Origin of the sequence: Streptomyces sp. GMY02, assembly GCF_019056675.1 — a bacterium.
Classification (GTDB): Bacteria; Actinomycetota; Actinomycetes; order Streptomycetales; family Streptomycetaceae; genus Streptomyces; species Streptomyces odonnellii.
The window spans coordinates 6,149,168-6,170,351 of record NZ_CP077658.1 but is presented as its reverse complement, the minus strand read 5'-3'; the positions used below and the strand labels follow the sequence as shown (position 1 = coordinate 6,170,351).

General features: G+C 71.7%; 16 protein-coding genes. 8 read left to right on the top strand and 8 right to left on the bottom strand.

The genetic code is table 11. From position 1 onward, the window contains the following. Positions 1 to 5: 5 nt before the first annotated feature. Positions 6 to 1,796, top strand: coding sequence for an NAD+ synthase (locus tag KQY30_RS26315; protein WP_217308967.1), 1,791 nt, complete (start codon positions 6 to 8; stop codon positions 1,794 to 1,796). A 734-nt stretch (positions 1,797 to 2,530) separates the two neighbouring features. On the opposite strand, the gene KQY30_RS26310 is transcribed toward KQY30_RS26315, so the two are convergent. After that, complete coding sequence (locus KQY30_RS26310; RefSeq protein ID WP_217308966.1) at positions 2,531 to 3,100, bottom strand: hypothetical protein; 570 nt, start codon at positions 3,098 to 3,100, stop codon at positions 2,531 to 2,533. 151 nt (positions 3,101 to 3,251) lie between these two features. On the opposite strand from KQY30_RS26310, the gene KQY30_RS26305 reads away from it, so the two are divergent. Continuing rightward, entirely contained in the window at positions 3,252 to 3,947 is a 696-nt protein-coding gene (locus tag KQY30_RS26305; RefSeq protein ID WP_217308965.1) for a TetR/AcrR family transcriptional regulator, read from the top strand. 241 nt (positions 3,948 to 4,188) lie between these two features. Here KQY30_RS26305 and KQY30_RS26300 read toward each other — a convergent pair whose 3' ends face one another. From KQY30_RS26300 to KQY30_RS26285, 4 genes are all read right to left on the bottom strand, one after another. Further along, the gene (locus tag KQY30_RS26300; protein WP_217308964.1) at positions 4,189 to 5,424 is read right to left on the bottom strand and encodes an MFS transporter; all 1,236 of its coding nucleotides are present in this window, start codon (positions 5,422 to 5,424) and stop codon (positions 4,189 to 4,191) included. A 225-nt stretch (positions 5,425 to 5,649) separates the two neighbouring features. Next, a complete protein-coding gene (locus tag KQY30_RS26295) occupies positions 5,650 to 6,675 on the bottom strand; it encodes an endonuclease/exonuclease/phosphatase family protein (RefSeq protein ID WP_217308963.1) in 1,026 nt (341 codons plus the stop codon). A gap of 456 nt (positions 6,676 to 7,131) precedes the next feature. Continuing rightward, a complete protein-coding gene (locus KQY30_RS26290) occupies positions 7,132 to 7,737 on the bottom strand; it encodes a TetR/AcrR family transcriptional regulator (protein ID WP_217311334.1) in 606 nt (201 codons plus the stop codon). A 307-nt stretch (positions 7,738 to 8,044) separates the two neighbouring features. Then, complete coding sequence (locus KQY30_RS26285; protein ID WP_217308962.1) at positions 8,045 to 9,691, bottom strand: MFS transporter; 1,647 nt, start codon at positions 9,689 to 9,691, stop codon at positions 8,045 to 8,047. Between the two features lie 250 nt (positions 9,692 to 9,941). Between KQY30_RS26285 and panB the strand changes: the two genes are divergently transcribed. The 3 genes from panB to KQY30_RS26270 all read left to right on the top strand — a co-directional run bounded on the left by panB (position 9,942) and on the right by KQY30_RS26270 (position 12,948). Then, a complete protein-coding gene (panB, locus tag KQY30_RS26280) occupies positions 9,942 to 10,817 on the top strand; it encodes a 3-methyl-2-oxobutanoate hydroxymethyltransferase (protein ID WP_217308961.1) in 876 nt (291 codons plus the stop codon). A 254-nt stretch (positions 10,818 to 11,071) separates the two neighbouring features. Next, positions 11,072 to 12,097 (top strand): ATP-binding cassette domain-containing protein, encoded by a 1,026-nt coding sequence (locus tag KQY30_RS26275; protein ID WP_217308960.1) that lies wholly within the window; start codon positions 11,072 to 11,074, stop codon positions 12,095 to 12,097. Further along, entirely contained in the window at positions 12,094 to 12,948 is an 855-nt protein-coding gene (locus tag KQY30_RS26270) for an ABC transporter permease (protein WP_217308959.1), read from the top strand. Before KQY30_RS26275 ends, KQY30_RS26270 begins: the two co-directional genes overlap by 4 nt. Before the next feature lie 92 nt (positions 12,949 to 13,040). Here the strand turns inward: KQY30_RS26270 and KQY30_RS26265 are convergent, their stop codons facing one another. Then, positions 13,041 to 16,586 carry a BTAD domain-containing putative transcriptional regulator gene (locus KQY30_RS26265; protein ID WP_217308958.1) on the bottom strand — a complete coding sequence of 1,182 codons (3,546 nt, stop codon included), beginning with the start codon at positions 16,584 to 16,586 and terminating at the stop codon, positions 13,041 to 13,043. Between the two features lie 316 nt (positions 16,587 to 16,902). Between KQY30_RS26265 and KQY30_RS26260 the strand changes: the two genes are divergently transcribed. Continuing rightward, the gene (locus KQY30_RS26260; protein WP_217308957.1) at positions 16,903 to 17,709 is read left to right on the top strand and encodes a site-2 protease family protein; all 807 of its coding nucleotides are present in this window, start codon (positions 16,903 to 16,905) and stop codon (positions 17,707 to 17,709) included. A 31-nt stretch (positions 17,710 to 17,740) separates the two neighbouring features. Here KQY30_RS26260 and KQY30_RS26255 read toward each other — a convergent pair whose 3' ends face one another. Together KQY30_RS26255 and npdG are read right to left on the bottom strand one after the other, a co-directional pair. Continuing rightward, the gene (locus tag KQY30_RS26255; protein ID WP_217308956.1) at positions 17,741 to 17,947 is read right to left on the bottom strand and encodes a hypothetical protein; all 207 of its coding nucleotides are present in this window, start codon (positions 17,945 to 17,947) and stop codon (positions 17,741 to 17,743) included. A 182-nt stretch (positions 17,948 to 18,129) separates the two neighbouring features. Further along, positions 18,130 to 18,852: an NADPH-dependent F420 reductase gene (gene npdG, locus KQY30_RS26250; protein WP_217308955.1), complete on the bottom strand. Its 723-nt coding sequence runs from the start codon at positions 18,850 to 18,852 to the stop codon at positions 18,130 to 18,132. Between the two features lie 94 nt (positions 18,853 to 18,946). On the opposite strand from npdG, the gene KQY30_RS26245 reads away from it, so the two are divergent. Next, the gene (locus KQY30_RS26245; protein WP_217308954.1) at positions 18,947 to 19,552 is read left to right on the top strand and encodes a hypothetical protein; all 606 of its coding nucleotides are present in this window, start codon (positions 18,947 to 18,949) and stop codon (positions 19,550 to 19,552) included. Positions 19,553 to 19,743: 191 nt separating this feature from the next. Beyond that, positions 19,744 to 21,018: an MFS transporter gene (locus KQY30_RS26240; protein ID WP_217311333.1), complete on the top strand. Its 1,275-nt coding sequence runs from the start codon at positions 19,744 to 19,746 to the stop codon at positions 21,016 to 21,018. Positions 21,019 to 21,184: the final 166 nt, after the last annotated feature.

Sequence of the window (21,184 nt, the reverse complement as noted above, 5' to 3'; positions counted from 1 at the left end):
GGCCCGTGCCTCAACTACGTCTCGCCCTGAATCAGATCGACTCGACCGTCGGCGATCTCGCCGCGAACGCCGAGGCGATCGTGCACTGGACCCGGCACGCCGCCGAGCAGGGCGCGCATGTCGTCGCCTTCCCCGAGATGATGCTGACCGGCTATCCCGTCGAGGACCTCGCCCTGCGCTCGTCCTTCGTCGAGGCGTCCCGTGCCGCGCTGCGCGCGCTCGCGGTCCGGCTCGACGAGGAGGGGTTCGGGGAGCTGCCCGTCGTTGTCGGCTATCTCGACCGCTCCGAGAAGGCCCAGCCGCGGTACGGCCAGCCCGCGGGCGCCCCGCAGAACGCCGGCGCGGTCCTGCATCGCGGTGCGGTCGTGCTGACCTTCGCCAAGCACCACCTGCCCAACTACGGCGTCTTCGACGAGTTCCGCTATTTCGTGCCCGGCGACACCATGCCCGTCGTCCGGGTCCATGGGATCGACATCGCGCTCGCGATCTGCGAGGACCTCTGGCAGGACGGCGGCCGGGTGCCGGCCGCGCGGTCCGCCGGGGCCGGGCTGCTGGTCTCCATCAACGCCTCCCCGTACGAGCGCGAGAAGGACGACACCCGGCTTGAGCTGGTGCGCAAGCGTGCCCAGGAGGCCGGGTGCACCACCGCGTATCTCGCGATGATCGGCGGCCAGGACGAGCTGGTCTTCGACGGAGACTCGATCGTCGTCGACAAGGACGGCGAAGTCGTCGCGCGGGCACCGCAGTTCGCCGAGGGCTGTGTGGTCCTGGACCTCGATCTGCCGGCCGCCTCCCCCGAGAGCGAGAGCGCCCGCGGCGGGGCCGCTCATGGACAGGTTGTGGACGACGGGCTGCGGATCGACCGGGTCGTGCTCTCCGAGGAGCCCCTTCCGGCCTATGAGCCCGAGGTGTCCGGGGGTTACGCGGACCGCCTCGAGGACGACGAGGAGGTGTACTCGGCGCTGGTCGTGGGCCTGCGCGCGTACGTCGCCAAGAACGGCTTCCGCTCCGTCCTGATCGGCCTCTCCGGCGGGATCGACTCCGCGCTCGTCGCCGCCATCGCCTGTGACGCGGTCGGCGCGCGGAACGTGTACGGCGTGGCCATGCCGTCCAAGTACTCCTCGGACCACTCCAGGGGCGACGCGGCCGAGCTGGCCCGCCGTACCGGACTCAACTTCCGTACGATCCCCATCGAGCCGATGTTCGACGCGTACATGGGCTCGCTCGCGCTCACCGGGCTCGCGGAGGAGAACCTCCAGGCCCGGCTGCGCGGCACGATGCTGATGGCCCTCTCCAACCAGGAGGGCCAGATCGTGCTCGCGCCGGGCAACAAGTCCGAGCTGGCGGTGGGGTATTCGACGCTGTACGGCGACGCCGTCGGCGCGTACGGCCCGATCAAGGACCTCTACAAGACCTCGGTCTTCCGGCTCGCCCGCTGGCGCAACCGCGCCGCCGAGGAGCGCGGCCAGATCCCGCCGATCCCGGAGAACTCGATCTCCAAGCCGCCGAGCGCCGAACTGCGCCCCGGCCAGGTCGACACGGACTCACTGCCGGACTACGACGTACTGGACCGGATCCTGGAGCTGTACGTCGACCGGGACCAGGGCAAGGACGCGATCGTGGCGGCCGGTTTCGACGCGGAGCTGGTCGCGCGGACGCTGCGGATGGTGGACACGGCGGAGTACAAGCGGCGCCAGTACCCGCCGGGCACCAAGATCTCGGCGAAGGGCTTCGGCAAGGACCGCCGCCTCCCGATCACCAACCGCTGGCGCGAGTCGCCGCACCAGGGCGGCTGAGGGCGGGGGCTGAGCGAACCGCTCCAGCGGCGCCCTCACTGCCGCCTCCGAAACCGTGGCGCACACAAGGCGGTGGCCGGCGTCAGCCCGGGACCGCAGGTCGTCCGACGGCGCGGCGGCGCGGGATCGTCCCGCGCCGTCGGCACGGAAGGTCGGGACGCCCGGGCGGCGCCCACACGTCGCGCAGCGGTTGCGGTCGCGCCTGGCCCGCCTTCGTGGCCAGGCACAGGCGGTCGGAGTACGGACGCGGTGCCTCGCGCAGGATGTCCTCGACGAGGGCGAAGCCGTGGGCGCCAGCCGCGTCGAGGTGATCGACACCGAACTCCCCCGCCGGTCCGCCCGAACCGAGCGGCCCCGGTCCACCGACGGCCGCCAGGTCCTTCCGGCGGATCTTCGTGGATCAGCCCGGGACCGCTGGCGGAGGGAGTCCCTCCCGTGCCTTTCGGGCTACGAGGGAGCATCGCGAGGCGCGGAGGATCCGCGTTGTCGATGGCCCGGACGTACTGGGACGACTCCGGCAACGCGGTGAGGTGCCGCCCGCCGCGGCAGCGGCTGATGTCACTGCGGCGTTCCGGGCCGCGAAGATCCGCCGGAAAGGGCCCAACTCCCCGGCTCGGCCGGTCTCATGGCGTGGAACGCCGTCCGTCGCTCCGGCCCGTCGCCGGGCCGGAGCTTGTCGGGGACGTTCCGGTTCGCGCGCCGGGCCCGGTGGCCGCGGCCCCGGTCGGCACCGGTCAGCCCCTGGCCGTCGAGCGGGACAGGCGGATCGCCGAGACGAGGAAGAAGATCCCTCCGAGCGTGGCATAGCCGGCGAGGGTGGTCAGCGACGGGTTGTCCTGTGAGGCGCCGCTGATGAAGGACCCGCCCGCCAGCACCGAGATGCCGCCGCTGACGATCATGGCCCACTGGCCGCCCAGCGATCGGCGCGCGACGCCCACGAGAAGCTGGACCAGGCCGGAGACGATCGCCCACGCGCCCCAGACGCGCAGCACGTCAGCGGTGCCCGAGGCACCCGCGACCGCGACGCCGACGGCGGCGAGCGCGCTGACGGCCATGTTGGCGTACAGGCCCTTCACCGACCCGGCGGCGCGCGCCGACCTGGCGTCGACGACGGCCGCGACCACGTCGAAGGCGGGATAGAGGAACAGCAGCACCCTGGCCCCGGTGGTGAGGTCCGAGCCGGACACCAGCAGGAGCGCCGCCCACGCGAGGGCGAAGACGAAGCGGATGACGTACAGCCGGCGCAGGGCGGCCGTGGCGCCGACGTGCTTGGCGGAGGCGGAGGCAGGGGCGGCGGATGTCATGGAGTTCTCCTGTGAGTGCGGGGAGGCGTACGAGACGCCTCGAAGTAGAGAGAACGATCTCTCTTGTACGCACGCAGCCTGACACACTCCTGCCACCGGAACAAGAGAGAACGTTCTACATCTGAGGCTTTCGCCTGCTACCGTGAGCGATATGACACAGACGGAAGCCGTCACCGGCAGAAGGGTCTCCGAGGCGCGCGAGCGGCTCCTGAGGACCGCCGGGCAGCTCTTCTACACGGAGGGCATCCACGCGGTGGGCGTCGACCGTCTGGTCGCCGAGTCGAAGGTCACCAACGCCACCTTCTACCGCCACTTCCGCAGCAAAGAGGACCTGGTCGTCGCCTACATCGGAAGCGTCGACCAGGCGATCCGCGCCCAGATCGGCTCCCTGATGGCCGCGGACCAGCCGACCGACGGCATCCTGCGGGGCATCGGCGCGTCCCTGGTCGAGCAGATCCGGTCGCCCGGCTACCGCGGATGCGCCTTCCTCAACGCGGCAGCGGAATTCCCCGCTCCCGACCACCCGGTCCACCGGGCCGTCGTGGCGCACCGCGAGTGGTATTTGGAGACGATCACCGGACTGTTCGCCGGGACCTCCGACGCGCCCGCCGAACACGCCGGACGGCACTACGTCATGCTCCGCGACGGCGCGATGAGCGCCGGCTACCTCGGCGACCCCGTCCAGGCCGGCGAGACCCTGCTGCGCGGCATCGAGGGACTGCTGCGGATCCACAGCGGCCGCGGGCTCGACGAGGGCGCCGCCCCGGCGCCCGACGCCCCCGGCCACCAGACGCCTTCGGTGGTCACGACGGTCTCCGGCATCGAGTGCGCGCCGCCCGGCCCGTAGCCGCCGGCGGGGGCGCGACCGGCGGCGCAGTGTCGTGAACGCGGTCTCAGTGCGGCCCTGGTCGCGGTGCCGTCGTCGCGTCGGCGCAGCCGCGTCGGCGCAAGCACGTCGTCGTAGGGGCGTCGCCGTAAGCGCCTCGCCGTAAGGGCATCACGCGAACACGCAGGGCCGGAGTGCCGGTCACGAATCCGCCGAGCCCTTGTCGAAGGGCCAGGTTCGCGACCGGCAGACGCGTGCGGTGCTACATGTCCCGCACTGAGGAGCTGAGCGACCGCTCCTCGTGCCGGACAGGGCCCTCCGCCACCACGCGTGAAGCCCGCGCCGGCGCGCCCCTGTCGGTACGGTCCAGCAGGCCCGCCGTCGCCGCGATCGCCAGGCCGGCCACCGCGAGGACCGCGCCGACCAGGGCCGGGGACATCCAGCCCCAGCCGGCCGCGATCGCCGTGCCGCCCGCCCAGGCGCCGCCCGCGTTGGCGAGGTTGAAGGCCGAGTGGTTGGAGGCGGAGGCGAGGGTCGGGGCGTCCTTGGCCTTGTTCATGACGAGCATCTGGAGCGGGGTGGTGGTCAGGAAGCCGATCGCGCCCAGCAGGACCACCATCACCAGCGCCGCCCACTGGACGTGCGCCGTGAAACGGAAACCGACCAGCACAGCCGCCAGGGCGGCCAGCGAGACGTAGAGCGTCGGCCGCAGCGCCCGGTCGGTCAGCGGCCCCGCCGCCAGCGCGCCGAGTGTCATACCGATGCCGAACAGCGCCAGGACGAGCGTCACGGAGGACTCGCCGAAGCCCATGACCTCGGTGGTCATCGAGGCGAGGTACGAGTAGACCGCGAAGACCCCGGCGAAGCCGAACACCGCGGTGGCCAGACCGAGCAGCACCTGCCGGTTCCCGAGGGCACGCACCTCCCGGCCGAGGCTCTGGTGCGCGTCGAGCGGTACGTACGGTACGAGCCGGGCCAGGGCCACCAGCGAGAGCAGCCCGATCGCGGTCACCACCAGGAAGGTGGCGCGCCAGCCGAGGTGCTGGCCGAGCAGGGTGGCCGCCGGGACGCCGACGATATTGGCGACGGTCAGGCCGAGGAACATGGTCGCGACGGCCCGCGCCTGCCGCCCCTCGCGCACCATGCGGGCGGCGACGACCGCGCCGACGCCGAAGAACGCGCCGTGCGGCAGCCCGGCGAGCACCCGGCCCGCCAGCAGCCAGCCGAAGCCCGGCGCGAGCGCGGAGGCGAGATTGCCGACGACGAAGAGTGCCATCAGCAGCAGGAGCATCCGCTTGCGCGGGATACGGGAGCCGATGGCGGTGAGCAGCGGGGCGCCGATGACGACGCCGAGGGCGTACGCGGAGACGAGATGGCCGGCGGTGGGCACGGACGTTCCCAGATCGTCCGCGACATTGGGCAGCAGGCCCATCATCACAAACTCGGTCGTACCGATGCCGAAGGCGCTCACAGCGAGGGCGAGCAGGGCCAGGGGCATGAAAAGAGACCTTTCAGCGGTGAGGAACCCGCGAGGGATCCAGCAGTGAGGGACCAGGAGTTAGTACCTCGTCTGAACAAAGTCTCTCAGGCCGTTTGTTCCGGGAGATGAACTCCGGATTGCGCCCGACGCACCGCTCCGCGCACGTGGACCCGGTCCTCCGCGCACATGGACCCGGTCCTCGGCGTACATGGACCCGCGCCTCAGCGCACGTGGACCCTCGCCTCAGCGCACTTGGACCCGGGCCGCGATCGGCAGATGGTCGCTGTCGGTCCGGGGAAGGGTCCAGGACGAGGCCGGTTCGACGCCCTTCACCATGATCTGGTCGATCCGCGCCAGCGGGAACGACGCCGGCCAACTGAAGCCGTAACCATGGCCCGCGGCGCCCTGGGTGGAGCGCATCTGGGAGGTGACGGCCCTGAGGGAGCGGTCGTTCATCGTGCCGTTGAGGTCGCCGAGCAGGATCACCTGCTCGATCTGCTCATGGGAGATGGCCTCGCCCAGGGCGTCCGCGCTGTCGTCGCGCTGGTTGGCGGTGAAGCCCGCGTTCAGCTTGACCCGTACGGACGGGAGATGCGCCACATAGACGGCGACCTTCCCGTGCGGGGTGGTGACCGTGGAGCGCATCGCGCGGACCCAGCCGAGCCGGATGTCGACGGGCTCGGTGGCGCTCAGCGGGTACTTGCTCCACAGCCCGACGGTGCCCTGCACCGAGTGGTACGCGTAGGTGTCCGACAGCGCCTTCTCGTACGTCGGTACGGCGCTGTCCTTCAGCTCCTCCAGCGCCAGGACATCCACGCCCGATTCGGCGAGGTCGCGCGCCGTGCCCTCGGGGTCGGGGTTTCCGGCGTTGACATTGTGGGTGGCGACGGTGAGATCGCCGCCCTCGCCGGACTTGTCGGTGAGGAGGCCGCCGAAGAGGTTGAGCCAGACCACGGCGGGCAGCAGCAGAGCGATCAGCGCGGTGGCCGAGCGCCGTACCAGCGCCAGAATGAGAAGCAGCGGAACGAACAGCCCGAACCAGGGCAGAAAGGTCTCGATAAGACTGCCCAGATTGCCGATCCTGTTGGGGATCTGCGCGTGAAAGCTCATCAGCAGCGCGACCAGTACGGCCAGGATGGCGAGAATGATGCCGCGCCGCCAGATGCCGGGATCCCGGCGCCACCGGCCCAGCAGGGTTCTGACGCGGGATCCGGTGCGGGGCGCCGCCCCGTCCGCCGTCACCGAGTGCGCCGTGTACTCCTGCGTCATGTCCGCTGCCCTCACTGCCTTGCCGTGCACGCCCGCCCCTGACCCTAGGCGATCTACGAGCGCTACTCCGCCGTCGGGGGGACGGCCGTACTGTCCCGGAGACGAAGACCGCGGCGCGGCGGGTTCCGATCAAGGACGAATCACGGGCGGCTGTGACGGATCACGCATGGACCGTCCCGTCCGGATTCCGGTGCGATCGGTCCGGCAGGCCGGACGTTCACCGTGATACGAGCCGGTACGGGCGGCATGGGCCGTTCTGTACCGGATCGTGGCCTTGCGGGCAGCGCGACCGCGTCCGCCGTGGGGGCGATTCAGCCTCCCGTACGTTCCGCGACTCCCGTACGGTACCGGGGATTACCCCTCCCGTCCCCTCAAACGGAACAGCTCGGGTACGGGCACTCAGGGGCAGTGACACTGAGGCCGGGGGCCCAGGGGCGGTGGCACAAGCACAGGGGCTCAGGGGCGGGGCGCCAGGCCCTCCAGTGCCGCGCGGATGATCTGGTCGGCCAGATCGTCGTCCAGGGGCGAGCCGGGCTGGTGCAGCGTACGGAGCAGCATGGGGCCGGACAGCATGTCCTGCATCAGCTCCGCGCTGAGATCGTCGCGCAGCTCGCCGGAGGCGATCCCCCGGCGTACCACCGCGAGCATGGCCTCCCGCCGGGGGTCGACCACCGTCCGGTGATACTCCTGCCACAGCCTGGGCCGGCTCTTCATCTCCACGACGACGTTGTGGAGGAAGGTGGAGGAGCGCTGGGCCAGTCCGCGCCGGCGCATCGACTCCAGCATGGTCCGGAGGTCGTCGAGGGCGGAGGTGCCGGGCAGTTCGGGCTCGGGGGGCTCGATCTCCCGCAGGACGTCGACGAAGAGTTCCTCCTTGCCGAGCCAGCGGCGGTAGATGGTGGCCTTGCCGACGCCCGCCGTGCGGGCGATGCGTTCGATGGAGAGGGAGCCGAGCGGCACACCGTCCTCCAGCAGATGCACGACGGCTTCGAGGATCGCCCGCTCTGCGGCCTCGCTGCGTGGCCTGCCGCGCCGGAGCTCCTTCTCACGGACCTGACGGATCTCACGGACCCCACCGGCCCCGCCGACCGCACCGGACTCGCCGGTCTCATGGGCTTCATGGGCTTCATGGGGCTCAGGAGCCTCATGGGCCTCTTCGTCCCCGCCGGTCTCGCGAACCTCGTGGACCCGCTCCCGCACGTCGTTCCGCCTCTCCGTCGGCCCCCGTCAGCCGTTTCGTCCGCGGCACCACCGCCGTACCGCAGTACCGCCGCCGCGCTGATTCTCGTACATGGCGGGGGTGTGATCCCTCCGTTCCCGGCCACCGGCCGCCTGTACGGGCGGTCCGGGCGGCCGGGAACGGCGGGTGTCAGCCCCGGGTGGCGGCGGGCTCAGGCGTTTCGCCCGTCTTGTCCGCCTCGCCGCTTCCGTCGAGCCGCTGCGCCGGCGGCAGCCTCGGCAGGAAGAACGCGACGACCGCCGCGCCGATCAGCGCCACCACCGCCGAGCCCAGCGCCGTGACATGCATGGCGTGCAGGAACGCGTCGTACGCCGGGCCGATCAGCGGCCTGCCCGCCGGGCCCAGCTTCTCCGCGACGGCGAGCGTCGCCTCGATCGACTCCCCCGCCGCGTCCCGCGCGGCGGCCGGGACCGCGTCGAGGTGCCCCTCGATCGAGCCGCGGTAGGTCGCGGAGAGCACCGAGCCGAGTACGGCGATGCCCAGGGCGCCGCCGACCTGCCGGAATGTGTTGTTGATCGCCGAGCCCGAGCCGGCCTTCTCGCGGGGCAGCGCCTGCATCACCGCGACGGTCACCGGCGGCATGATGTGCGCCATTCCGGTGCCCTGGACGAAGAACACGACGCACAGCACCCAGACCGGGGTGCCCTCGTCGAAGAACGCGAAGGCCGCGAGGCCGACCGCGACCAGCAGCATGCCCGCCGTGCAGACCGCGCGGGCACCGAACCGGTCCACGACCAGCCGGGCCCTCGGCGCGAAGATCATCTGAGCCGCCGCCAGCGGCACGATCAGCAGCCCGGAGTCGAGCGCGCTGTAGCCGCGCACGCTCTGGAGATAGAAGGCCGAGAAGAACGTCACACCCATCAGCGCGAAGAAGACCAGCGCGATGGCGGCGACGGCGGCCGCGAAGGCCGGCTTCTTGAAGTACGAGATGTCGATGGCCGGATGGCTGCTGCGCTTCTCGTGCCAGACGAAGCCGGCCAGGACAGCGAGGCCCGCGAGCAGCGGCAGAAGCACGGACGTGTCGCCGAAGTCGGCCAGTTCGCCGCCGCGGATGATCCCGTACACCAGGAGGACGAGTCCGACGATGGAGAGCACGACACCCAGCGGGTCGACCTTGCCGGGGCGGGGGTCCCTGGAGTCGGGGACGAGCAGCACCATCGCGACCAGCGCGACCACGGCGACGGGCACGTTGACCAGGAATATGGAGCCCCACCAGAAGTGTTCGAGCAGTAGTCCACCGGTGATCGGGCCGATGGCGATACCGAGACCGACACTGCCCGCCCAGATGCCGATGGCCTTGGGCTGCTCCTCGCGCTCGAAGACATTCATCAGGACGGCGAGGGTGGCAGGCATCACAAAGGCGGCGCCGAAGCCCATCAGGGCGCGGTAGCCGATGAGTTCGGCGGGCGATCCGGACAGGGCGGCGAGCGCCGAGCCGACGCCGAACACGAAGATGCCGAAGAGCAGGACCTTCTTGCGGCCGATACGGTCACCGAGCAGGCCGGAGGTGAAGAGGAGTCCGGCGAAGACGAGGGTGTACGAATTGATCGCCCACTCCAGCTCGCTCTGGGTGGCGCCGATGCCGGTGGGTGCGGGGGCCGCGATGGTCTTGACCGCCACGTTCAGGATCGAGTTGTCCAGCACGATGATGAGCAGGCTGAACATGAGCACGCCCAGGATCAGCCAGCGGCGGCGGTGGACGGCCTCGGGTATGCGGGGCGGTTCGGGCTGTGGTGTGCGAGGTGCGGCGGCAGGGGCGCCGGACGGTGTGGACATGACGCACAGGCTAGACCGATTTCGATACGAGACCGTCTCGTATTGGAGAACCTTTACCGAGCGGACGTTCGACCGAGTCCGGCCGGGGAATCGCCGAGCACGGCGTCCGGTTGGATGGGGCGAGGCCCTCGCGGAGCCTGTGGGTCCTGTGAGGGGGGCCCACTTCCCGAGGACGGCCTCGGGATGCCACCATGGATACGGTCCGGGGACGCCGTCAGGGCGCCTCGAGATGACGAAAGGGCCATCGGCCATGACTCTTCAGGCTGCGCAGAAGCCGCCCGCGGGGAGCACCGTCGACAGTGCGAAGGCGCTGTACGGCGGCAAGAGTTCCCGTCGTATCACCGTCCACGACATCGCCGCGGCCAAAGAGCGTGGCGAGAAGTGGCCCATGCTCACCGCCTATGACGCCATGACCGCCTCGGTCTTCGACGAGGCCGGTATCCCCGTGATGCTCGTGGGCGACTCCATGGGCAACTGCCATCTCGGCTACGACACCACGGTGCCCGTCACCCTCGACGAGATGGCGATGCTGTCGGCCGCCGTCGTACGGGGTACGAAGCGCGCCCTGGTCGTCGCCGACCTGCCCTTCGGCTCGTACCAGGAAGGGCCGGCCCAGGCCCTGCGCAGCGCCACCCGGCTGGTGAAGGACGCGGGTGTCGGCGCGATCAAGCTGGAGGGCGGCGAGCGGTCGCACACCCAGATCGAGTTGCTGGTCCAGGCCGGTATCCCGGTGATGGGACACATCGGGCTCACCCCGCAGTCGGTCAACACCCTGGGGTACCGGGTGCAGGGGCGCGGCGAGGAGGCCGCCCAGCAGCTTCTCCGCGACGCCAAGGCGGTCCAGGACGCGGGCGCCTTCGCGGTGGTGCTCGAACTGGTTCCGGCCGAGCTGGCCGCCGAGGTCACCCGCATCCTGCACATCCCGACCATCGGGATCGGCGCGGGCGCCGAGACGGACGCGCAGGTGCTCGTCTACACGGACATGGTCGGGCTGACGGGCGGCAGGGTGCCGCGGTTCACCAAGCAGTACGCGGATCTGCGCCGGACACTGGGCGACGCGGCGAAGGCGTTCGCCGACGAGGTCATTGGCGGAACGTTCCCTCAGGAGGAGCACACCTTCCACTAGCGGCCGCACCGCGGCCTGGATGGACGCCGGGTGTGTACGCCCTCGGCTCCGGCCGGCCGGACGGCCGGGTGCGCAGGCCCGGAACGCCGGTCGCGGCACGGCCCCCAAGCCACTGCCCGCACGAGCGGCAGCCCGCCGATCATCCCCCGTCGGCGGGCTGCCGCATGCGGTTGTCCACAGCCTGACGGCCCGCCGACAGCGGCTTGTCGGCGGACTGTCGGTGGATTGTCGGTGGCGGATGGTCCACTGATGCCATGACGCGAATCGACAAGAACCCCAACGGCGGCCGCACCGGCAATGCCGTCGAGGTGCGGGGGCTGGTCAAGCAGTACGGCGGACCGCAGGGCACCCGCGCACTCGACGGAATCGACCTCGATGTGCGCGAGGGCACCGTCCTCGGTGTGCTCGGGCCCAACGGCGCCGGCAAGACGACGCTCGTCCGTATCCTCTCCACACTCGTCCAGCCGGACGCCGGCACCGCGATGGTCGCGGGATACGACGTGCTGCGCCAGCCCCGCCAACTGCGGCGCACGATAGGCCTCACGGGGCAGTACGCCTCGGTCGACGAGAAGCTCTCCGGCTGGGAGAACCTCTATATGATCGGCCGTCTCCTCGATCTCTCCCGCAAGGACGCCCGCCACCGCTCCGACGAACTGCTGGAGCGCTTCTCGCTCACGGACGCGGCGAAGAAGCCCGCGATGCAGTATTCGGGCGGTATGCGGCGCCGGCTCGACCTGGCCGCGTCGATGATCGGCCGCCCGTCGGTGCTCTATCTGGACGAGCCGACGACCGGGCTCGATCCCCGTACGCGCAACGAAGTCTGGGACGAGGTGCAGCGGATGGTCGCCGAGGGCGCCACCGTCCTGCTCACCACGCAGTACATGGAGGAGGCCGAGCAGCTCGCGAGCGAGCTGACGGTCATCGACCGCGGCCGGGTCATCGCCAGTGGCGGGGTCAATGAGCTGAAGGCCAAGGTCGGCGGTCGCACCCTCCAGATCAGACCGGTGGATCCGGCGCAGCTCCCGGCGATGGCGCGGGCGATCACCGAGACCGGCCTCGACGGGATCTCCGGCACCCAGGCCGTCCCCGACGAGGGCCTCCTGTACGTACCGATCCTCAGCGACGAGCAGCTCACCGCGGTCGTCGGCCTGCTGGGCGAGCGCGGCTTCGGCATCGCCCACATCGGCACCCATCTGCCCAGCCTGGACGAGGTGTTCCTGGCCATCACCGGCCAGAAGAGCTCCGCGTCCGACACCGCACCCGAGGAGATCGCGGCATGAGCGCGACCACACTGTCCACCTCCGCCCCCGAGCGGACGCCCACGCCCGCCCCGGTGCGTGCCGACGAGGGCCGGATCGGCCTGCGCGCCAATCTCCGGCACATCGGCGCGCTGGTGCGCCGCAACGCCCTTCAGATCAAGCAGGATCCGGAGTCGATGTTCGACGTCCTGCTGATGCCGGTCATCTTCACGCTGCTGTTCGTATATGTCTTCGGCGGCTCGGTCGGCGCGAGTCTGGGCGGCAGCCGGGACGCCTACGTCAACTACGTGATCCCGGGTCTGATGGCCATGATGGGCATGAACATCGCGATGGCGGTGGGCACGGGGATGAACGACGACTTCCGCAAGGGAGTCATGGACCGGTTCCGTACGATGCCGATAGCGCGGTCCTCCGTGCTGATCGCGAAGATCGTCGTCGAGATCGGCCGGATGCTGGTCGCCACCGCGATCCTGCTGGGCATGGGCTTTCTGCTCGGCATGGAGATCAAGACCTCGGTGCTGGACCTGGCCGGGGCGGTCGGGCTCTCACTGGCCTTCGGTGCCTCGCTGATGTGGATCTTCATCCTGCTGGGGCTGACGATGAAGACGGCCCAAGCGGTGCAGGGGGTGGCCATGCTGGTCCTGATGCCCCTGCAGTTCGGCTCGTCGATCTTCGCTCCGCCGTCCACGATGCCGGGCTGGCTCCAGACCTTCACGGACTACAACCCGCTGTCGAATCTGGCGGACGCGGCTCGGAGCCTGATAAACGGCGGCCCGGTGGCGCACTCGGTGTGGATGACGCTGGCCTGGGCGGCGGGGATCACGGTGGTGACGGCGCCGCTGGCGGTGGCGAAGTTCCGGAAGAAGTCCTGAGGTCCGGAGGTCCGGGGCCTGCGGTCCGACGTCCGGAGGTCCCGGGGCCCGCGGTCCGACGGGGGGCGCGGGGGCGCGTCCGGCCGGCCGGCTCAGGCGGGCCGCTCGGCCATCGCGGTCCGTACGAGGGCGACGGCCTCCTCCACGGTGAGGCCGACGCCCTCGGCGCGGGCCTTCGTGGCGGCGGTGCCGTCGAGGACGGCATCGACGACCTCGCAGGCGTGCTCCAGCAGCTCCCGCTCGACGGAGTTTCTGAAGTGCCCCGCGGGTAGCTGCCCTTCGTAGGCGCCGATCAGCCGGGCGGCGGCACGGGCCCGCTCCGTCCCCCCGCCCTCGCGTACGTCCTCGCCCGCCAGACCGCCCAGCGCCCAGGCGGCCGTGAGCAGATGGACCGCGGCCATCTCCGGCGCGATCATCTGCGAGAGCGGCATTCGCGAGGTCTCCACGGCCTTGAGGGACGACTCCAGCGCCGACGTCCAGTTGCCCTCCGTGCAGTCCAGATGGGCGAAGGCGCCGTTCACGAAGCCCTCGAAGATGAGCAGGGTCCGGGAGCGGAAGATTTCGAGCAGCAGCGCCAGTTGCTCACGCGCCTCGGCGACGCGTCCCGTACGGCCCAGCCAGAGCGCGAGGAAGAGCCGGGCGGCGGGCATCGCGTCGTGTGCCGTCTCGCGGCCCTCGGCCAGCACCTCGCGGAGCATGCGCTCGCCCTCCTCGCCGCGGCCCGTCTCGAACAACGTGGCCGCGAGGCGGGACCGGAGCAGGACGACCTGGCTCTGGGCGCCGAGGCTTTCGGCGTGACGGATGGCCGCCACGTAGTCCTCGGCCGCGAGTGCGTACTCACCGCGCTTGTCCCTCGCCTCGCCCCGGGCGGAGAGCGCCTCGGCCGCGCCCCAGGCGTCGCCCAGCCGGTCGTAGATGGCCAGGCTGCGGTCGGCGTCACGGCCGGCCTCGTCGGCCGAGGCGCTCCGGTTGGCCAGGACGTTGGCCCGTACGTGGAGCGCGCCGGCCAGCTCCCATTCGTAACCGAACTCCTCACAGGCCCGCACGGTCTCGTCCAGCATGAGGCGGAGCCGGTCGGTGTCGCCGGTGAGCATGATGGTGATGAAGATCAGGGTGCCGGGGAACCGGCAGGTCTGCGGCAGGCCGGGCCGGTAGGCGGAGGCCGCCCGCCCCAGCCAGGCGCGCCGTTCGGGGGTGGTCCAGTCCTCGGAGTCGTGGTCCATGCTGACCATCTCGATCAGCCGTACCTCGCGCCGGGCCTCCTGGAGCATCTCGGGATTCATGGGCGGGGGCGCGTCCGTGCACCGCGCCGGAAGCGGCGGGGCCGGCACGACGGGCGCCGCGAACGGATCGGGCCCGAGCAGCGCGGCGGCCCTGGCCCACTGCCGTGCGTCGGCGCGCAGATCGAGCATCAGCCAGAACCAGGCGAGGGACAGGACGAGGCAGAGCATCTCCTGCTCGTCGCCGGCGGCGTGTGCGCGGCGCAGGGCGGTGCGCACATTCTCGTACTCCCGTTGCAGCACGGCCATCCCGCTCCGCTGCCCGGGCCCGCGCAGCAGTGGATCGGTGGTCCGGGCCAGCTCCCGGTAGTGGACCAGGTGCCGCCGCTCGACGGCGCCCCGCTCGACGGCCTCGTCGAGCCGCTCGGCGGCGTACTCGCCGACGGTCTCCAGCAACCGGTAGCGCATTCCGCCGTCGGCCGAAGGCGCGGCGGCGACCAGCGACTTGTCGATGAGCGCCCCCAGGATCCCGGCGACGTCCCGGGAGGCGACCCGGCTGTGGACAGCGTGCCGGGCGCCGTCCGGGCCCGGCCCGTCATCCGTCGCGCAGACGAACTCCGCGGCGGGCAGGGCGCAGCCGCCCGCGAAGACCGACAGCCGGCGGAGGACCGCGCGCTCCCGCTCGTCCAGCAGGTCCCAGGACCAGTCGACGACCGCGCGCAGGGTCTGCTGACGCGGCAGCACCGTCCGGCTCCCACTCGTCAACAACCGGAAACGGTCGTCCAACCGGTCCGCGATCTGCCGCGGCGACAACATCCGCAACCGCGCCGCCGCCAGCTCGATCGCCAACGGCAGACCATCCAGCCGACGACAGATCTCCCCCACCGCACCCGCGTCCTCACCCGCCTCAAACCCCGGCCGCACCGCCCGGCCCCGCTCAGCGAACAACCGGAACGCCGGATCCGGCGGCAACGGCTCCACCGGACGCACCACCTCACCCCACACCCCCAGCGGCTCCCGGCTCGTCGCCAGTACGGTCAAGTCCGGGCAGCGGGCGAGGAGTTCCTCGGCGAGGGCGGCGGCGGCCCCGACGACGTGCTCGCAGTTGTCGAGCAGGAGCAGCATGCGGCGGCGCGCGCAGTGTTCGGCGAGGCGTACGAGGGGCTCGCCCGCCTGCCGGTCGGCGGCCCGCAGTTCCTCGCCGCCCGCCCCGCGCAGTACCGTCTCGCGCGCCCCGAGCGCGGTCAGTACGGCCTCGGGCACGGTCTCCGGGTCGGTCACGGGCGCGAGTTCGGCGAGCCATACGCCGTCGGGCCAGTTCTCGGCCATCCGCTCGGCGGCCTCCTGCGAGAGCCGGGTCTTGCCCGCTCCGCCGGGCCCGAGGAGCGTCACCAGCCGGGCCCGCCCGAGGTCGTCATGGATGGCCTCGATGTCCGCCTCGCGCCCGACGAAACTGGTCAGCCGCGCGCGGAGGTTGCCCGGCACGACACCGTCCCGCACAACACCGTCCCGCACAACACCGTCCGGCACGGCTCCCTCCGGCACGGCTCCCTCCCGCACAACACCGTCCCGCACGGCATCGCGAGACACGGCGCTGCGGGGCACGGCATCGCGGGGCACGGCGCCGCGCGTCACAGCACTGCCAGGCACATCACCGCGGCGCACCACCTCGTGTCCCCTACCGCCGGATCCGTCCGCGTGCAGCAACTCCCCGTACAGCGCGCGGAGTTCCGGCCCCGGGCTGGTACCCAGGCGGTCGGCGAGTGCGCGGCGTACGTCCTCGTACGCCGCCAGCGCCTCCGCGGGCCGGCCCGCGTCGCGCAACGCGCGGATACGCAGGCCCTGGAGGGGTTCGTCGAGGGAGAACTCACCGCAGAGCGCGGCCAGTTCCGGCAGCGCCTCCTCAGCACGCCCCAGCGCGAGCGCCGCCGCGAGCCGGGTCCTGCGGGCCTCCAGGCGGCGGGTCTCCCAGCGGGTCGTCTCGGGCGTCCCCGTACGGCCGGGCAGATCGGCCAGCGCCGGACCGCGCCAGAGCGCCAGAGCGTCGTCGAGGAGGACCGCCGCCTTGGCCGCGTCGCCCTCCCCCAGGGCCCGCGCCCCCTCCGCCGCGAGCCGGCCGAACCGGTGGAGGTCCACCTCGTCCTCGTCCGCGCACAGCCGGTACCCGCCGTCCGCCGAGGACACCGCGCCGGGCCCGAGCGCCCGCCGCAGCCGCCCGACGAGGGCCTGGAGCGCCCCCACCGCGTCGGCGGGCGGATCGCCGTCCCACACCCCGGCGACAAGCTCCCCGACCGGGACCGTACGGCCGGGCCGCAGCGCGAGGACCGTCAGCAGCGCACGCAGCCGCGCCCCGCCGAGCGCGACGGGGGTGCCGTCGTCGTGCAGGGCCCGGGTGGTGCCGAGAAGGCGGTAGCGCATCCGCCCATTGTCCGTGACGCCCGCGGGACCGGTCGCCCCGCGTCCCGCCTCCCCCGGAACAGGTCCCCGCCCGGACCAAAGCAGACCGGCCGGACCGAGGAAGACGGAACCGAGCAGTCCGGAAGCAGACCGGACCGGGCAGACCTGCCGAGCAAACCGGAACGGCCGGACCGGCCGGACCGGGCAGACCGGAACGGAAGGGGCCGCGAACCGGAACTCGGACCGGACCGTGAAACGTTTTCGACGCGGCAGGCACGGCGGCTATACGGTCGGGCAGGCCCGATCGCCCACCTCACCCTCCCGGGGAGCGCCCTCCATGACCACCGCCACCACCCGCGCCGGCGACCGGCGGGTCTCCCCCGTCTTCCTGGGCATCGTCGCCATCACGGCCGTCGCGGCCTGGGCCACCTGGACGGGCTTCGCCGCGGACATCCGGATCGCCCTGTTCCTGTTCGTCACCGGCGGCTGGATCGTCTCGCTCTGTCTGCACGAGTACGCGCACGCGCGCACCGCGCTGTACGGCGGGGACATCTCGATCGGCGCGAAGGGATATCTCACCCTCAATCCGCTCAAATACACCCATGGCATGCTGAGCATCGTGCTGCCGGTGATCTTTGTGATCATGGGCGGTATCGGTCTGCCGGGCGGCGCGGTCTTCATCGAGCAGCACCGAATCCGGGGCCGCTGGAAGCACAGCCTGATCTCCGCGGCGGGCCCGCTCACGAACGTACTGTTCGCGATAGCCTGCACCGCCCCCTTCTGGCTGGGCGCGCTCTCGGGCGTGCCGACGGGCTTCCGCTACGCGCTCGGCTTCCTCGCCCTTCTCCAGGTCACGGCGGCGATCCTGAACTCCCTGCCGGTGCCGGGCCTGGACGGTTACGGGGTGATCGAGCCGTGGCTGTCGTACCGGATACGCCGGCAGGTCGAGCCGTACGCGCCGTTCGGACTGCTCGCCGTCTTTGTGATCATCCTGATCCCGAGCGTGAACGCGGTCTTCTTCGACGCGATAGACGCGGTCCTGCGCGCACTCGGCGTGACCGATCTGGACACCTACTGCGGCCGGAACTTCTTCACGTTCTGGGAGTCCCGCGACGAGTTCATCTGCGGCCCGGCCAACTCCTAGGAACGGACAGGGCCACAAGGCCGGGGCAGGGTCAGCCCGTGGCGCTCGGGGACTGCTGCGGGGACTGCCGGGCCCGTTCCAGCTTCGCCCGGCGCAGGTAGTACCAGGCCATGTTGGAGGAGAGCCCGGCGAGCAGGATCCAGACGACGCCGAGCCAACTGCCCTGGACGAAGGAGACGACCGCCGCGATGGCGGCCAGGGCGCAGACGGCGATGGCGTAGAGGGCGAGGCGGGGCACGGGGGCGGCTCCTGTCGGGGTGTGCCTGTGGAATTGCGGGGCGTGTGCCTGGGACTTCCGGGGAGTTGCTGGGACTTCCGGAGGGTTCCTGGGACTTCGGGGTGCGCCGTCCAGTGTCCCCCATGCCCGGCGCGTGCCCGGCCGCCGGTGGGGCGGCGGGCCGGGCACGCCGGGGCGGCGGGTCAGATGTCCGTTACGCGCAGTCCAGCGTGCGCCTTGTAACGGCGGTTTACCGAGATCAGATTGGCCACCAGCGACTCCACCTGGTGCGCGTTGCGCAGCCGGCCCGCGAAGATGCCGCGCATGCCGGGGATACGGCCCGCCAGTGCCTGTACGAGGTCCGTGTCCGCCCGTGCCTCGCCCAGCACCATCACATCCGTGTCGATCCGTTCCACGGACGGGTCCTGGAGCAGTACGGCGGAGAGATGGTGGAACGCGGCGGTCACCCGGGACTCCGGGAGCAGCGCGACGGCCTGCTCGGCCGCGCTGCCCTCCTCGGGAGTGATCGCGTACGCGCCCTTCTTGTCGAAACCGATCGGGTTGACGCAGTCGATGACCAGTTTCCCCGCCAGCGCGTCCTTGAGGGACTCCAGGGTCTTGGCATGCCCTTCCCACGGCACCGCGACGATCACCACATCGCTGCTCCGCGCGCACGCCGCGTTGTCCAGGCCCTCGACGCCCTCGACCCCCATCTCGGCGAGTCCGGCGGCGGCCGTCTCGGCGCGTTCGGCCACCCGTGATCCGATGATCACTTTCTGTCCGGCCCTGGCCAGCCGGTAGGCGAGGCCGCGCCCCTGGTCGCCGGTGCCGCCGAGGACGCCGACGACGAGCCCGGACACATCGGGGAGGTCCCACGGGTCCCGGGCGGGGGGCTTGGGGGTGCTGCCACTGTCGGTTGAAGTCATGGAACCGACCCTACTGGGCGGTACGGGATCCCGTTCGGGTGAGCCGCCGGGCATCCCCCTCCCGGCGCCCCGCGCTGCGGCAGGATGCGGGCCCATGGATGCCGTACGCGTCGCACTGCTGCGTGAAGTCCTCGCGGGTACGGAGTGGCCGGCCGCGACCCGCCGGTTCGCCGGGGCCCTGCGTTCGTCCGTCGTACCGCAGGGGGGCGGGCTGCTGCTGGTCGGTACGGAGGAGTACGAGCCGTGGCACCTCGCGGCGCATCTCGTGGACGAGGCGGCGTGGTCGGGGCAGCCGGAGCTGAACCCCACGCTGGTACGGCACCAGGTGCGGCCGGGCGACCCGGCGCACCTCGCCGTCGGGCTGGGCCGGCTCGAAGCAGCGGGCCGGGGCGAGACACTGCTGGTCGTGGCGCCGAAGCAGCCGGACTCCGGACTCCTCGAACGGGTGTACGGCGCGCGGCGCGCCGGGGCGATGGTGCTGTCCCTGGGCGACGGGGACACGGAGCTGAGCGGGCTCGCGCATGAGGGGCTGGCGGTGCCGGACGGGGCGGACGCCGTGGACCTGGACACAGTGCAGCACCTGGTCAGCGCGGCGGCCGGCGAGACCAGCCTGCCGCCGTCCCGGGGCCGCCGCCGCTTCCGCGACCGGCTGTCCCGCCTGGCCGACCATCTGACGGCCCCGCCGCCGTCCCGGTGGTGACGTCCTCAATGAGGTCCGTACCTGACGTCCGCACCTGACGTCCTCAATCGCCGGACGGGCGGAAGTGTCACCCGGCACCGGGGCCGGCGGTTCCGTCCTCGGACGCCGGACGCGCCGAGTCCGCGCACCATCGCCCCGTAAATCCGCTTGCCCAGCGCGTCCGTCGGCACCGAACATGGCCCCTCGTGACCATGAAGCTCAGCGCGATCCTGCCGGATCTCTCACCACTGCGTTCCTCCCGGGACTTCCGGTTGCTCTGGGTGCAGGGGCTGGTGGCCACCATCGCGAGCTTCATGGCGCTGATCGCGCTGCCGCTCCAGATCAAGGACCTCACCGGCTCGCCGTTCGCCGTCGGTGTGATGGGCGCGGTGGAACTCGTGCCCCTGGTCGTCTTCGGGCTGTACGGCGGCGCCCTCGCCGATGCCGTCGACCGGCGCAAGGTCATTCTGCTCACCGAGGCCGGGCTCGGGCTGCTGGCCGTCGTCCTGCTGGTCAACGCGCTGCTGCCGCGGCCGATGCTGTGGCCCCTCTATCTCGTCGCGGGCGGTGTGTCCGCGCTGGTGGGGCTCCAGCGTCCGGCGCTGGACTCGCTGCTGGCCCGTATCGTGCCGCACGACCAGCTCACCGCCGCGGCCGCGCTCAACGGTCTGCGCTGGCAGGCCGGCTCGATCGTGGGGCCTTCGCTGGCGGGGCTCGTCGTCGCGTACTCAGGTCACGCCACCGCGTACGGTGCCACCACCCTGGGCTTCCTCGCCTCCGTACTGCTCTGCTCGCGGCTGTCGGCGGCACCCGCCGCGCGCGACGCGGAGAAGCCGTCCCTGCGGGGCATAGCCGAGGGCGCGCGGTACGCCTGGAGCAGGCCGGTGCTGCTCGGGACCTACGCGATCGACCTGGCCGCGATGTTCTTCGCCTTCCCCAACTCGGTCTTCCCGTTCCTCGCGGACGATCTGAACGCCGAGTGGGCACTGGGGCTGATGTACGCGGCCGGGTCGGTCGGGTCCGCGGTGCTCGGACTGACCAGCGGCTGGACCTCGCGGGTGCGGCGGCACGGGCTGTTCGTGGTGTTCGGCGCGGCCGCGTGGGGGCTGGCGATCACGGCCGCGGGATGGTTCTCGAACATCTGGGTGGTGCTGGTGTGCCTCGCGTTCGCGGGCGCGGGCGACATGCTCAGCGGTCTGGGCCGTTCGACGATCTGGAACCAGACGATCCCGGAGGAGCTGCGCGGCCGGCTCGCGGGGATCGAGGTGCTCTCGTACAGCGTAGGACCCCAGCTCGGGCAGGTGCGCGCGGGCACGATGGCGGGCTGGACGGGGACACGCCCCGCGATCTGGAGCGGCGGCCTGGCGTGCGTGGCCTCGGTGGGGCTGCTGGCGGCGGTCCTGCCGAGGCTGCTGACGTACGACGCGACGACGGACGAGGACGCGCTGCGGCGGCGCGCCGCGAAGGAAGCGGCGACCCCGGCCTGATGTCCCGGGCCCGCCCGGAGCGCCCGGCGTCGCCGGGCAGAACCAGGCCCGTCCGGCGCTTGAGGACGAACCGGCACCGGACGGACCCGGGTGATCCGCGCACCGGACGGACCCGGGTGACCGGCACCGGACGGACGCGGGTGGTCCGTGCACCGCGCACCGCGCA